A 13,513-nucleotide genomic window follows, 5' to 3' on the forward strand; every position below is an offset into this window, starting at 1 on the left:
CATTTATTGAAAAAAAGTTTGCTTTATTAATTAAATGAATTAGCCCGTGAATCAGTCCCGGTGATTATTCAGCAAATTTATTCTTATGGTCGTAGCGATTGTAATGAATTGCATCGCTGATTAAGTATTGATAAATATCATCAACGATCTCAATTCCGTTTTCCTCATAATTTTTCTCACGCATTCTTCCTCGTTCGCCAGGATAATTCACTTCTTTGAAGCCCGCACTTGGCGTGACGGCTTTCAGTTCGTCCAGCATTGTTGAGATGGTCTGTTTAAATGTATCCAACCCGACGAAAAATTCAGGATTGATCACAATATGCAATTGCCCTAATTCTCTTCCCTTCGAAAGATCATGATACATTGACGACACGTGTTTGCCAAATGGCACACCCAGCAGCACGCCAGATAAGACATCGACCATCATCATCAAGCCATACCCCTTAGCACCAGCAATTGGCAGTAACGCATTTACTTTTGTCGAATCGGTCGTAGGATTCCCTTGTTCGTCCACCGCCCAAGTATCTGGAATTGATTCCTTACGAGAACGAGCGTGCAAAATTTTCCCCCACGCCTGAACCGTCGTTGCCATATCAAAAGTGATGATCCGTTCATCATTACTTGGTGCTGCAAAAGCGATCGGATTCGTCCCGAAAAATGGTTCGCTGCCTCCGAAAGGCACTACCATTGGATCGGATTGGCAGACCGAGACTGCTACCATGTCTTTTTCAGCCGCTCTTTCCACATAATATGCCAAAGCTCCGCTATGAGAAATATTTCTGACGCCAATAACAGCCACACCTGTTTCCTTTGCAATGTCGATCGCATGATCCATCGCCTTTTCCGCAGCAACAAAGCCGGAACCATTGTCTCCCTCAAAAATTCCGCAGCTTGGTCCAGTCTTCTCGAATTTGAATTGAGGCTCCTGAGTAATTCCGCCCTTAGCGATTCGCTCTGAATAATATTCCACCCGCATCGCTCCGTGAGAATGAATCCCTCTTGCGTCGGCAAAAGTCAACACATCGCTGACGATTCCCGCCTGCTCTTCTGATAGACCAGCTTGATGGATTTTGTCTTGGATCAATTGATGCAATTCTGCTTTTGTAACTCTCATGTTTTTCACCTTTTCCTTCTTATTTTTACTTTCCTCACAAACTTTTACATCTATAGAGTAAGCGTTCCCCAGCGTATTCACACTAGCTATTGTGCACAAAAAACAAAAAGAAATTGTCAGTTTTACTCAGCACTAACTGAAAAGTCACCGCCTCTCATAAGATTAAGACTGTTTTTCGTCTGATAAAATAAAAAATTTCGTATTATGAGCAGATGAATATGGCGAGAATTACAATTATGGTACTGTTAGACCAATCAGAAGGGAGGGGTTACAGATGAAATACCTAGATATTATCGCGCTTGTCTTGTTGATTATCGGTGGAATTAATTGGTTATTAGTAGGTCTTTTTGAATATGATTTAGTTGCAGCAATATCTGGCGGAAGTACAGCGATTCTTGCGAAGATCATCTACATCGTTGTCGGAATATGTGCTCTTTACTGTTTGAAATTTATCCCAGGGATTGCAAATCGCGCTGAATAAGTACATTGATCTGCAATTTGTTCAATATATAAAGAAAAACGAAGCCCTCTATTCAAGCTAGAGAGCTTCGTTTTTTAGCGAAATGGATTATAAAAGCGTCCGCCGTTAACGAACAATAAAAAGATTCCCGTCGAACACAAAAGAATTACCAGCAGTAAAGCTAAATAATCGTTCGGCTTCAATGGTTTAGCCAACAGCCACGTCCGTCCTTTTTTCTTACCGAAGCGACGCAGCTCCATCGCTGAAGAAATTGTCTCAATCCGCTCCAAACTGGAAAAAATCAACGGAATCGCGATCGTCAAATTTCCCCGCACTCGTTTCATCAAGGAAGCCTTTTTAGAAAGCTCATTGCCGCGAGCCTGCTGCGCCTTGGAGATCGTTCGAAAATCCTCCTGAATATCTGGAATGTAACGCAGCGCCAAAGAAAATGCATAAGCGATCTTGTAAGAGCCGCCCACCCGATGAATACTTGACGCCAGTTCACTAGGATTCGTAGTCAAAATAAAGATCAAGCCTGGCGGAATCGTTACAAAATATTTGATCAGCAGATTAAACTCATAAAACAGCTGCTCCTGCGTCAGCGTATAGCGGCCGATCCCCTCAAAAATCACATGACGTGTTCCATAGATCGTCACACCATATTCCGGCGCAAACAAATAAACCGTCAGCAGATTCAAGAGCGAAAAGAAGGCGATAAATTCCACCACAAAAGAAATCTCGCGATAACTGATTTTCGCTGTTCGAAAAAGAATCACAGAAATGATTGCCAACCCCAGCAAAAAGCGCGTATCGTAAGAAATCATCCCCACCACTGAGATCATTAAAAAGCATAATAATTTTGTAAAGCCGCTAAGTTGATGGTTCGGCGTTTTTTTCGGCAGATAGCCGATTAGATTGTTGCCCGCCATAAGTCCCTCCTAATTCGCAGTAATGATGTATTTTACTAAAATACATTTTTTTCTCACCACGTCTATCGTTCCACTAAAGTTTTCTAATTATTATGAACAGCGGAACTGCCATCCTCATGTTGGATAAATGCTGACACAAAACCAGTCGCATCCGCCAAATGATTATTTTCTGCCAAGCGATAAAGACTAGTCTCCCGCAAACTTGCCGATGCCACTAGCTCTGCTGAGGATAAAACGTTGGCAGGTGTCGCATCCGCGATGATCTGTCCTTCTTTTAAAACAAGCGTGCGCTGCGTATGCTCAAGCATCAAATGCATATCGTGGGTAATCATCAAGATCGTGATTCCCCGCTGATTCAGCTTCCGCAAAAAGGTCATCATTTCATTGTAGTGATAATAATCTTGTCCCGCCGTCGGTTCATCAAGAATCAGTAATTCCGGCTCCAGCACTAAAATCGCCGCAATTGCCACTCGGCGCTTTTGACCATGACTCAAGGCAGAAATCGGCCAATTCCGAAATTCATAAAGTCCACAGACCTTTAAGGTTTCAAAAACTTTCTCTTGAATCGTATCCGAATCAACGCCGCGATTTTCTAACCCAAGCGCAACTTCTTCGAAAATCATATTCTTTGAAAGCATTTGATTGCTGTTTTGCAGTACATAGCCGATTTTGTCTGCCCGTTCTTTGATACTTTCGTTTGCGATCGATTGGCCCTTCCACAAAAGGTCCCCTGTCTGTAAAGGATAGAACCCTGTAATCAGATTGGACAGTGTGGATTTTCCGGCACCATTATGCCCTACTAGGCTGACCATCTCCCCTTGATATAGAGTAAGATCGATTTCTTTAATGACCATTTCATCACCAAAGCCAAAGGAAAGCTTATTCAAGGTCAATAGTGATGCTTCCTTCGAAGGTGCAGGCTTGAACTCTCCCTGCGATTTCGCCAATGCCGATGCTATTTCAGGTGAAACTAATTGATCAACCTGCGTCAGATCGTGAAAATTATCCAATGAAATCCCTGCACGTTTTAAAGCAGAAATATAAAGCGGCTCGCGAATGCCATACTCAGCCAGCAGTTCACTTTTCAGCAAGTCAGTAGGAGTCATGTCCGCGATGATCCTTCCTTCATCCATCAAAATGACCCGATCGATCGGTGCCGCCAGCACTTCTTCCAAACGATGTTCAATAATAATCGTCGTGAATTTTTGCGACTGATACAATTGATCGATCATTTGGATTGCTTCATAACCTGTTTGCGGATCAAGATTAGCTAAAGGCTCATCGAACAAAAGAATCGGTGTTTCATCAATCAAGACACCCGCCATCGTCACCCGCTGCTTTTGTCCGCCCGAAAGATCCTGCGGACGTTTTTCAAGCTGAGCCAGCAGATTGGTCTTTTCTGACCAGTAATTCACGGCTTCCCGCATTTCTGCCTGCTCCACCATTTCATTTTCCAGCGAAAAGGCGATGTCTTCAGCCACCGTCAAGCCGACAAATTGACTATCTGTGTCCTGCAACACCGTACCAACATCCAGCGAAAGATCATAAATTGATGCTTCACTAAATTTTTTCTTATTGATAGTCAAACTGCCGGTAAAGTTTCCCTCTTCATTTTGCGGGATAATCCCATTTAGACATTTTCCCAAAGTTGATTTGCCTGAGCCGCTGGGGCCCATGATCAAAATCTTCTCTCCCTGCTTGATGGACAGATTGATCTTTTTCAACGTAGGTTCGGCTTGGCTATCGTATTGAAATGTAAAATCACGAAACTCGATCATTTTATATCCTCACGTTCTAAGCTTCTTTATTTAAACTGCCTTTTTTCGTTTTGGTCTGTGCGTATGCTTTTAATAGAATAAAACCAATAATTCCAGTTACAACTGAATTTGTGATCCCGGCAACGACACCTTGCGTAAAGACCTTGCTTGGTGCTTCTGCATAAATCAAAATATCACCGATTGGAGCGATTACCACCCACGTTACCAAATTAGCGATCGTTTCGCCAACTAAAAATGTCACGATTTCCTTTTTACCAAAAATACCTTCCTCGATCGGGATACGTTTTGCCAATAACCCGAAGAACACACCTAAAATCCCAGAAGCCACTATCCATGACCACCACGCACCATATGTCGTCAAATCTCCTAGCGCATGTCCGATAAATCCAGCTAACCCAGCTACGATAGGACCATAGACTACGCCTAATAAAGCTAAGAATGGATACGCCGTTGCGATATCAGTATTTGGAATCCCAGTAGGAATCGTCACAAATCGTTTCAAAATAAAGAAGACCGCCGCGCCGATACCGATTGCTACAATGTGTTTTACCGTAAATTTTTTGTTCATAATTTTCTACCCCGTTTCATTTTATAAGTGCTTTATTCCTAAACTTTAGTCAGTTCGATCGTCCAATCATTGCCGGTTCCAATTTTATACACGGCAGAAAATGAATCCAGATTGATCCCTAAACCAACATTTAATAATGAATTAATATATAATACTGCTTCTTTCGGAGCTACTTGAGCGAAGGAACGTCCGAAGACAACCTCGTCTTGATAACGGACCACACCTTGATAGTATATTTTTACTAGCAGGCTTTGTCCATATTCAACCTGCCAATTTTTGAAAAATCCGACGGGAATGTTCGTCCATAGCGAACCAAAGCGAATATCGGTGATATCGATCGTTCCGCTGATCTTATTTTCATTCTGCAATGGAGCAATCAATGAGAAAGTAACCAATTCGCTAGCTGGAATAATCGTACCCAATTCAGCAAAAGCAACCTTTCCGCTGGCTAAACGAGCGCCGTTATAAACATAAACATCACGTCCATGGAATGTATGACTCTCTGATGATCCCGGCAACCGCTGAGACTCCTCATCAATTTGACGCACTTCCTTAATTCCTACATACTGTGCCAAATAAGTCAATGTGCCATTATCCGGCGTAATCACATATTGACCATCCTTCAGCTCCGCCACGACACTGCGCCGCGTTGATCCTACACCAGGATCAACCACCGAAACAAAAACAGTGCCTGCAGGCCAATACGTAACCGCCTGTAATAAACGATAGCTTGCGTCATGAATATTGTAAGGCTCGATCTCATGCGTTAAATTATTGATATTCAAGGTCGGTTCGACCTGGTAAGCCACTCCATACATCGCATTGACCGCGCCATCCTGTAACCCAAAATCCGTTTGTACCACTAAAAATCCTGCCATAAATCTTCCACCTTCCAATTGTTCTTTAAGATACTCTGTTTGGACCTTTCATTGGGATCGTCATCCCATATATTAAAAGCAGACACAAAAAATGCCCTCAGCAAAATAAATTGCTAAGGGCATTAGACATGCGTTACCACCTTTAATCGTAAAATCCTCACAGATTCCACCTCAATCAGTACCCAAAAATTTTTTGGAGACCGTGCCTTGTTAACGGGGGCATCCGTATTTCCTTAAACATTCGGGAAATCCGCTCAAAAGCCATTTTCAAGTAACTCATCTGCATTCCCTCTCACCAAACGGGAACTCTCTTTAGCAAAGATACTTACTCTACTTTCTTTTTCATCGCGTTTCATCGATTTCTAATAAAATAGCAGAGAAGTTTCAACTTGTCAATGGCGAACAGACGCTCACCCTTTAAATAATCTCTTCCTATTTCTTATAGTCTATTTTCTAGAAATCAATTTATTGAAACTCAACAATTTTTAGCCTTGTCCATAATAAGCGTGCTCACCGTGTTTACGATAATAGTGTTTATCCAATAAATACTGCGGAATCTCACAGATGTCGGGATTGATTTGTTCATTTTCCTTCGCCATTAAACAGATTTCATCTAAAATCAGACTATTTTCCACTGCCTTCATTGGTGTCTCGCCCCAAGTAAAAGGCCCGTGCCCATAAACTAATACTCCCGGAACTTCATTTGCCTTTAACGCTCTTTCCTTGAAGGTCTCAACAATCACATGTCCCGTATTGATTTCATACGCCTCCATGACCTCTGCTTCAGTCAATTGACGCGTACAGGGAATTTTTCCGTAGAAAGCATCTGCATGTGTCGTTCCATAAGCTGGCAGATCACGTCCTGCCTGTGCCCACATCACCGAATTTGTTGAATGAGTGTGCACAATGGCATTCACTTGTTCAAATGCTTGGTATAAAACGACATGAGTCGGCAAATCGGATGAAGGGTTCAGACTGTCTTCAGCTAATACTTTTCCAGTCAAATCTGTTACGACCATTTGGTCTGCCTGCATCGTTTCATAATTCACACCGCTGGGCTTGATTACGATAACACCCAGATCACGATTGATCTCGCTAACATTGCCCCAGGTCAGTTTGACTAAACCATATTGAGGCAGTTCTAAATTTGCTTCAAAGACTCGTTGTTTCATTGCTGCAATGATTTCTTCACGCGACATCGTAGCCTGCCTCCTCTAATTTTGAATATAGATAATTTTTTGCCTGCTGAATCTCTGATTGGAAATCTTGACTCTTTTCGCTCCACATTTCAATCAAAAAAGTCCCATCATAATCTAAGCGCTTTAGATTCCTCAAGAGTCCTAGAAAATCAACACAGCCTTTTCCAAAAGGCACATCTCTAAATTGTCCGCTAGATTCTTCTGTCACAGGATACGTATCCTTTAAATGGATCGAAGTGATGCAGTCGATGCCTTTTTCTAACTCCCTAGCTGGATCATTTTCCGGCCAAGCAGATAAATTTCCTAAGTCTGGATAGACTTGAAGATAAGGTGAATGAATTTGTTCTTTGATCTCTAGAAATTTTGAGATGGAATTCATGAAGGGATCATCCATGATCTCAATGGAAAGAATCACGCCATATTTCGATGCTTCCTTCACGCTTTCCTTCATGCCTTCGATAAAATCCTCTCTGGAATTCATTGATTTCTCTTCATAATACACATCATAGCCAGCGACTTGGATCACTTTGATACTTAATTTGTGTGCCAATTGAATCGCTTTTCCCATGATTTCTTTCGCCGCTTTTTGTTTTTCCGGATCAGCAGAGCCAAAAGGAAACCGTCGATGACCGCTTAAACAAATAGAGTTGATTCGCACACCAGTGTTAAACATATCATTTCTCAACGCAGCGATCTTTGCTTCAGACCAATCCAAGCGGGCTAGCCGCTCATCCGTCTCATCAATCGACATTTCAATAAAATCAAAGCCCATTTCCTTTACTAGCGAAAATCGTTCTTTCCATGAAATATCTTTTGGTAATGCTTTTTCGTAAATTCCGATTTGAGCCATGCTACTGCCCCCAAATACGAATAATCTCATCTTTGAAATTTTGCGCAGCTTTGACTGGATCATCCGCTGCTGTAATTCCGCGACCTGTAATAAAGGTGTAAACATCGATTCCGGCAAATAATTTCAACGTATCGACATCCAAACCGCCAGTCACCGAAACATTAAAGCCCATTTCAATCAACTTTTTAACTTTTGAGAGATCTTTTTCACCCCAAGTTTCACCAGATAATAGCGCATCGCGGCTTTGATGATAAATGGCTTGTTTGATTCCGATCTTCCGCCAAGCCGCAGCCTGTTCATACGTCCACTCGCCATAAAGCTCGACCTGTAATTCTTCCACCTCTTTTTTTGCTGCTTCCATCGTTGGAAGTGTCGCGCAGCAAATGACCGTCATAAAATCGGCTCCAGCATCCGCCACATTTTTCGCGACGGTCCCGCCAGCATCGGCACATTTCGTATCCGCAACTAATTTTTTCTCAGGATACATCCCGCGAATACAGCGGATTGCCTTTTGCCCTTCCTGCAAACACAGGATCGTTCCCACTTCAATAATATCAACGATAGCGCCTACCTTAAAAACATCGGCTAACGCATGCTCTAAATCATTGTGGTCTAGTGCAATTTGTAAGTTCGGTCTACTCATCTTGAATTCCTCTTTTACTTAGTTTTTTGATACAATTCTGATTCTGCGAATTTCTCGCCGATTTCTTTAGCGGACATAACATTTTTGATTCCGATAACAGTTACGCCCTTTTTCTCAGCTTGGGTAAACATATTTAAGAAGTTAACTGGCGTAAAGACCACATCATATTGAGTCGCCGAACTTTTCCCTTCAGAAATCGCGCAATGATGAATTTTTGTGATTGGCACACTTAATTCCTTCATCGCTTTCTCAACACTTCTCATCATCATTAAGCTGGTACCTGATCCATTCGCGCAAGATACTAAAATTCTCATTCTTATTTCCTCCTTAAAATTCCTAAAATTATTTTTTTAATTTTGTTCCTGATATTTCTCTGCATACTGTTCATAGTCATCAACGATCATAAAGTATCCATCTGGATTTTTCCGATATTGCAATTGTGGAATAATCAAAAGTCCAATAACAACAACAGCAATTCCGACATAACCTAAAACTTTCATAATAACTGTAAACACCGGCCAAGCAGTTGCCCAGTCAAACATTCCAATGTATCCGCCATATTTTGACATACCAATCCAAGTTGCGAATAACGCGGAGCCGCCAACCTGAATAAGTCCTGAAAGGAACGGGAAGAGACAAGCCGCCTTAAAGCCGCCACGATTATTAGCAAAAACGGCGATAACCGCATTGTCAAAGAACAACGGAATGAAACCAGCAATTACGATCGTCGGTGATTTTAGTAGAATCAATAAGCCGATCATTAAGAACTGACCCAAAGCCCCAAACAAGAAACCGACCGTTACAGCATTGGGTGATCCAAAGCCAAAAGTAGCAGCCACATCGATCCCTGGTACCGCACCTGGTAAAATTGTATTTGAGATCCCTTGGAAAGACTGGGTCAACTCATCAACGAAGGTACGAACACCTAATTGTAAAATAGCTAGATATACAGCAAAGTTCAGCGAGGTGGTCATAATGTAAAATAGGAAACTTTGACCTTCCTGCATGAATTCCGCTTGAATCAAATAATCCTGACCTAAAACCAATAGGATGATTCCAAAGAAGAAGAGCATCAATAAAGAAGTAGCAACCATGTTTTCATTGAAGATCGACAAGAAACCTGGCAATTCCATGTCCTCCAGTTTTTTATCCATCTTCTCAGATTTATTTTTCTTCTCATCACGTTTTTTCATCCATTCCGCTAACTTCGCGAAGATAAAGATCCCAAACATTTGTTGGTGAGCTACCGCAAAACCAGCTCCCTCTGTCAATTCTTGTGTAATTCCTACTGTTAAGTTAGAAGCAACTGCCCAGTAACAGCCAAGAATCAATCCCATAAAAATCAATACCTGGATTCTGCCCAAATCAGGGAAACAGAATAACAAGATCCAAAAGGCCGTAGCCGATTGTTGAATTTGTACATTACCCGTGGTGAAAACCGAACGTAATTTTGTGTATTTTTGGAAACGAACCAATAAAATATTCATAACAAAAGCGATCAATAGCAAAATCATGACATCTCCAAATGTCCGACCAAAGGTTTCCATCAACCCGGCATCCACTGCATTTTGTCCAAAATAAGGGTCCGTTACCATGGCATTCAAATTAAAGCGTTCCTTTAATCCTACTAAAATCGGACGGAAATTATTAACTAATCCTCCAGAACCTACAGACAAAATAAAGTAACCGACAGTTGCCTTTAAAAATCCCGCGACACATTCATAAAGCGGTCTTTTCAATAAAATGTAGCCTAGCAGTACAATAAATCCAATTAGGTATGCTGGCTGCGTCAAAATGTTCGTTGCAAAATATGTCCAAATACTTAACAAAAAGTCACCCATTACTTTTCCTCCTATAAGTTAAACTCCTGCATCACAGTTTGATAATCTTCAATTGATTTCGTAGCAACGAGACGTTCGATTAATCCTTCCGTCATCAATAATTCAGACAAATTTTGAATATTTTCCATGTGTTCTTCGGCATTTTTCGCCGCTAAAGTGAAGAATAATACCGCAGATTTTTCTTCATCTTCACTTTCAAATTGAATCGGCTGCTTCATTTTCGTAAATGAGATAGCTGTTCCAAAAACACCCTCACTATCTTCTGATGAGTGCGGCATCGCCACTTCTGGAACAATCACAATATAAGGACCGTGCTCTTCTACACATCGAATGATTTCATCTACATAGTTTTGGTCGATGATTTTTTTACCCATTAATAATTGGCAGCTTTCCGCAATCGCCTCTCGCCAATCCGTGATCTCTTTGTCTGAATAGTTGATCAGATCATTGTCAAAAAAATATTTAAGCATGCTGTTGCTCCTTTCTTTATAGGAATGATGGGAATGGGGTGTCGTTTTCTATTGAAAAGGCATCTTCAAAACCACGATAGAAATTAAATTCAAGATCATCCTTGTTTGTTGGATAGGTGAATTTTCCGCCTACTTGCCAGATATAAGGTTTAAACTCATACTTCAAGCGGTCTTTTTTGAAATTCCAAATTTCAGTGATTTCCTTTGGATCTGCCATGAAATTCGCCCAGATGTCATAATGAACAGGGATCACTACCTTCGCGTTCAATGATTCAGCCATTCGCAGCATATCGACTGACGTCACTTTATCAGTGATTCCTCGTGGATTTTCGCCATAGGCTCCTAAACAAACATCGATTTTATGTTCGTTACCGTGTTTAGCAAACATGTTTGAATAATGTGAATCGCCTGCATGATAAAGATTGCCGCCGGATGTTTCAAATAAATAGTTTACTGCGATTTGATTCATGTCTTGAGGCAATTTTCCTTTTAACGTTACTTCTGGATCTTCACAAGTTACTAAAGCTGTCCGGTCGAAAGCTTCTAGTGCCACCACATTGATGTCTTTGATTTTGACCTCATCGCCTGGTTTGACGATAATTGTTTTTTCTTCCGGAATCCCCCAGTTCAACCAAGTGTTGACGACTTCTTTTGGTCCGACAAATTTAGCCTCAGGACAATTTTGATGAACGGCCGCCGCAGTATTGATATCTAAATGATCCGAGTGAATGTGGGTGACTACTAGCGCATCGACATTTTTTACTTCAAAAGGATCGATCACGAAGGGTTGAGTTCGTAAATTCGGCTGCATTTTTTGTACGCCGCTCATCCGCATCATTTGATGCCCTCTTTTCATCGTACCATCTCCATGACTGCGTTTGCCTGTTCCACACCACAAATCACATAAGATATTCGTTCCTTCATGACTTTTTAGCCAAATACCGGTACAACCTAGCCACCACATGGCAAAGGTGCCTTCTTGAACATCTTCTGATTCGATTTCTTCATTTAAATAGGTGCCCCATTCAGGAAATGTATCCAACACCCAGCTTTCCTTCGATACTTCGTTAACGTGTTTACTCATTATAATTGCTCCTCACATGAATTTGATATGACTTACAATTAAATCTTAAAGCGTATCTGATGTTATGAAAACCCTTTTATATGACTTTCTACCCTTTATATGACTTTCTAGTCTATTTTAATGATTTTCTTAGTATAATATAGTCAAATAAAGAATTTTAAACGAACATCCTAGAAAGAAAATCATTTATTTGAACTTAGTGTCATATAGGAGGGTCTAACATGAAAAACTCGCTCGTCAATATTGACAAACGGCAAAAGGACATTTTGGAATTACTGCAGCAAACAGAACAAATGACTGCGCTTGAACCGGCAGAAGCTTTAGGCGTGTCGATTAGTACGGTTCAAAGAGATTTGAATTTATTAGAAGAGAAAAATGATATTATTCGTAATTACGGTTACTGCTCCTATAATTACGACAATAAGACTAACTTCGATCAATCTGGACCAGAAAGAATTAAGCAGGCGATCGCCAGAGAAGCCAGTAAATATATTAGTGACTATGATACTTTGTTCATTAATTCCAGCTCGACGGCATTAAAAACACTAGATTTTATCCACTCGAATCATCTAACGGTCGTTACAAACAATGTAAAGGTCAATTACTCACCTCACAAGGATAATTGCAGTTATATCCTGACTGGCGGAGAAATGCGTTTTCCAAAGGAAGCCTTAGTTGGCGATATTGCCTTAAATACGATCTCTTCTATGAATGCAGATGTTTGTGTGATCGGCTGCAGCGGAGTCAGTGTCGAAAATGGTGTCACAACCAAAATCTTAAATGAGTCTACGATTAACGAAATGATGATTAATAAAACAATCAAATGTAAAATTCTAGTAGCCGATCATCGAAAAATTGGTTTGACCTCAAAATTCAAAATTGCCGATATTTCTGTTTTTGATTATCTGATCACTGACCAATTTTGTTCACAGCAAGTCTTGAATGAAATCAGAAATAGCGGTGTAAAGGTTATCCAAATTGATTGAACAAAATTAAAGAGAGCAGAAACCACATTCTAAATAATAGAATCTAGTTTCTGCTCTCTTTATTCTTAACTAATCAATTGCCTTGCCAGGCTTCAACATATTCTTTCGCAGTTTTCGTGACCAATTCATAATCTTCTTCTGCTACACCTTTGAATAAGTTTCCACCGATACCAACCATGATCGCCCCAGCTTGTTTCCATTCGGTTAGATTATCTAAATTAATTCCGCCTGTCGGCATAATATTGACTTGCGGCAGTGGTGCTTTCGCTGCTTTGATTATTTGAGGAGAAAAATTATTGGCTGGAAAAAGCTTCACGACATCTACTCCGCTTTTCATTGCCTGCTGTATTTCCGTGATCGTCATACATCCCGGCATATAGGGAACTTGATATAAATTACAAAGTTCAGCAGTCGTTTGATCAAAACACGGACTGACGATAAAATCTGCTCCTGCCATTATGGCTAGTCGAGCTGTAACAGAGTCCAATACCGTTCCGGCACCGACTGCGATGGTTGAATCACTCCCGTATTCTTCCTTCAACTTTACAATAATCTGATCAGCATTTGGCACAGAAAAAGTCACTTCAATTCCTTTGATCCCGCCTTCAACAACGGCTTTTGCAGCTTTAAATGCGTGCTCGCCAGAAGTTTCTCTAACAACAGCTACTACACCCGCTTTTTCTAAACGCGTAAGAACGTCAACTTTTTTCATT

At 40.9% G+C, this 13,513-nt stretch carries 15 protein-coding genes and 1 other annotated feature; of the genes, 2 read left to right on the forward strand and 13 right to left on the reverse strand.

The genetic code is table 11. From position 1 onward, the window contains the following. Positions 1–64: 64 nt before the first annotated feature. The gene (allD, locus tag FFR60_RS13730; protein ID WP_137664581.1) at positions 65–1,114 is read right to left on the reverse strand and encodes an ureidoglycolate dehydrogenase; all 1,050 of its coding nucleotides are present in this window, start codon (positions 1,112–1,114) and stop codon (positions 65–67) included. 274 nt (positions 1,115–1,388) lie between these two features. Between allD and FFR60_RS13735 the strand changes: the two genes are divergently transcribed. Then, complete coding sequence (locus FFR60_RS13735) at positions 1,389–1,595, forward strand: DUF378 domain-containing protein (RefSeq protein ID WP_088932781.1); 207 nt, start codon at positions 1,389–1,391, stop codon at positions 1,593–1,595. A gap of 74 nt (positions 1,596–1,669) precedes the next feature. On the opposite strand, the gene FFR60_RS13740 is transcribed toward FFR60_RS13735, so the two are convergent. From FFR60_RS13740 to ulaG, 11 genes are all read right to left on the reverse strand, one after another. After that, positions 1,670–2,503, reverse strand: coding sequence for an energy-coupling factor transporter transmembrane component T family protein (locus FFR60_RS13740; protein WP_137664582.1), 834 nt, complete (start codon positions 2,501–2,503; stop codon positions 1,670–1,672). Between the two features lie 83 nt (positions 2,504–2,586). Next, the gene (locus FFR60_RS13745; RefSeq protein WP_137664583.1) at positions 2,587–4,281 is read right to left on the reverse strand and encodes an ABC transporter ATP-binding protein; all 1,695 of its coding nucleotides are present in this window, start codon (positions 4,279–4,281) and stop codon (positions 2,587–2,589) included. A gap of 16 nt (positions 4,282–4,297) precedes the next feature. After that, complete coding sequence (locus tag FFR60_RS13750; protein WP_137664584.1) at positions 4,298–4,849, reverse strand: ECF-type riboflavin transporter substrate-binding protein; 552 nt, start codon at positions 4,847–4,849, stop codon at positions 4,298–4,300. A gap of 38 nt (positions 4,850–4,887) precedes the next feature. Next, complete coding sequence (locus tag FFR60_RS13755; protein ID WP_137664585.1) at positions 4,888–5,727, reverse strand: SAM hydrolase/SAM-dependent halogenase family protein; 840 nt, start codon at positions 5,725–5,727, stop codon at positions 4,888–4,890. Between the two features lie 112 nt (positions 5,728–5,839). After that, positions 5,840–6,082: a binding site (T-box leader), on the reverse strand. Between the two features lie 130 nt (positions 6,083–6,212). Next, the gene (gene araD / locus FFR60_RS13760; protein WP_137664586.1) at positions 6,213–6,926 is read right to left on the reverse strand and encodes an L-ribulose-5-phosphate 4-epimerase AraD; all 714 of its coding nucleotides are present in this window, start codon (positions 6,924–6,926) and stop codon (positions 6,213–6,215) included. Further along, entirely contained in the window at positions 6,916–7,776 is an 861-nt protein-coding gene (locus FFR60_RS13765; protein WP_137664587.1) for an L-ribulose-5-phosphate 3-epimerase, read from the reverse strand. Before FFR60_RS13765 ends, araD begins: the two co-directional genes overlap by 11 nt. Before the next feature lies 1 nt (position 7,777). Next, a complete protein-coding gene (locus FFR60_RS13770; protein WP_137664588.1) occupies positions 7,778–8,419 on the reverse strand; it encodes a 3-keto-L-gulonate-6-phosphate decarboxylase UlaD in 642 nt (213 codons plus the stop codon). Positions 8,420–8,433: 14 nt separating this feature from the next. Further along, a complete protein-coding gene (locus FFR60_RS13775) occupies positions 8,434–8,733 on the reverse strand; it encodes a PTS sugar transporter subunit IIB (RefSeq protein WP_088932789.1) in 300 nt (99 codons plus the stop codon). 36 nt (positions 8,734–8,769) lie between these two features. Next, positions 8,770–10,260 (reverse strand): PTS ascorbate transporter subunit IIC, encoded by a 1,491-nt coding sequence (gene ulaA / locus FFR60_RS13780; protein ID WP_088932790.1) that lies wholly within the window; start codon positions 10,258–10,260, stop codon positions 8,770–8,772. 11 nt (positions 10,261–10,271) lie between these two features. Continuing rightward, a complete protein-coding gene (locus FFR60_RS13785; RefSeq protein WP_137664589.1) occupies positions 10,272–10,730 on the reverse strand; it encodes a PTS sugar transporter subunit IIA in 459 nt (152 codons plus the stop codon). Positions 10,731–10,746: 16 nt separating this feature from the next. Beyond that, positions 10,747–11,814, reverse strand: coding sequence for an L-ascorbate 6-phosphate lactonase (gene ulaG, locus FFR60_RS13790; RefSeq protein WP_137664590.1), 1,068 nt, complete (start codon positions 11,812–11,814; stop codon positions 10,747–10,749). Positions 11,815–12,035: 221 nt separating this feature from the next. Between ulaG and FFR60_RS13795 the strand changes: the two genes are divergently transcribed. Then, positions 12,036–12,800, forward strand: a complete 765-nt coding sequence (locus FFR60_RS13795) for a DeoR/GlpR family DNA-binding transcription regulator (protein WP_137664591.1) — start codon at positions 12,036–12,038, stop codon at positions 12,798–12,800. 73 nt (positions 12,801–12,873) lie between these two features. On the opposite strand, the gene FFR60_RS13800 is transcribed toward FFR60_RS13795, so the two are convergent. Continuing rightward, positions 12,874–13,512: a bifunctional 2-keto-4-hydroxyglutarate aldolase/2-keto-3-deoxy-6-phosphogluconate aldolase gene (locus FFR60_RS13800; protein WP_137664592.1), complete on the reverse strand. Its 639-nt coding sequence runs from the start codon at positions 13,510–13,512 to the stop codon at positions 12,874–12,876. Between the last annotated feature and the right edge of the window lies 1 nt (position 13,513).

The organism is Enterococcus hulanensis, assembly GCF_005405485.1.
In the GTDB taxonomy this organism is placed as follows: Bacteria; Bacillota; Bacilli; order Lactobacillales; family Enterococcaceae; genus Enterococcus_A; species Enterococcus_A hulanensis.

Coding starts and splice junctions, on each gene's coding strand:
- FFR60_RS13755 (WP_137664585.1), bottom strand. CDS start 5,727: ATGGCAGGATTTTTAGTGGTACAAACGGATTTTGGGTTACAGGATGGC.
- FFR60_RS13740 (WP_137664582.1), bottom strand. CDS start 2,503: ATGGCGGGCAACAATCTAATCGGCTATCTGCCGAAAAAAACGCCGAAC.
- allD (WP_137664581.1), bottom strand. CDS start 1,114: ATGAGAGTTACAAAAGCAGAATTGCATCAATTGATCCAAGACAAAATC.
- ulaG (WP_137664590.1), bottom strand. CDS start 11,814: ATGAGTAAACACGTTAACGAAGTATCGAAGGAAAGCTGGGTGTTGGAT.
- FFR60_RS13750 (WP_137664584.1), bottom strand. CDS start 4,849: ATGAACAAAAAATTTACGGTAAAACACATTGTAGCAATCGGTATCGGC.
- ulaA (WP_088932790.1), bottom strand. CDS start 10,260: ATGGGTGACTTTTTGTTAAGTATTTGGACATATTTTGCAACGAACATT.
- FFR60_RS13765 (WP_137664587.1), bottom strand. CDS start 7,776: ATGGCTCAAATCGGAATTTACGAAAAAGCATTACCAAAAGATATTTCA.
- FFR60_RS13800 (WP_137664592.1), bottom strand. CDS start 13,512: ATGAAAAAAGTTGACGTTCTTACGCGTTTAGAAAAAGCGGGTGTAGTA.
- araD (WP_137664586.1), bottom strand. CDS start 6,926: ATGTCGCGTGAAGAAATCATTGCAGCAATGAAACAACGAGTCTTTGAA.
- FFR60_RS13795 (WP_137664591.1), top strand. CDS start 12,036: ATGAAAAACTCGCTCGTCAATATTGACAAACGGCAAAAGGACATTTTG.
- FFR60_RS13785 (WP_137664589.1), bottom strand. CDS start 10,730: ATGCTTAAATATTTTTTTGACAATGATCTGATCAACTATTCAGACAAA.
- FFR60_RS13770 (WP_137664588.1), bottom strand. CDS start 8,419: ATGAGTAGACCGAACTTACAAATTGCACTAGACCACAATGATTTAGAG.
- FFR60_RS13775 (WP_088932789.1), bottom strand. CDS start 8,733: ATGAGAATTTTAGTATCTTGCGCGAATGGATCAGGTACCAGCTTAATG.
- FFR60_RS13735 (WP_088932781.1), top strand. CDS start 1,389: ATGAAATACCTAGATATTATCGCGCTTGTCTTGTTGATTATCGGTGGA.
- FFR60_RS13745 (WP_137664583.1), bottom strand. CDS start 4,281: ATGATCGAGTTTCGTGATTTTACATTTCAATACGATAGCCAAGCCGAA.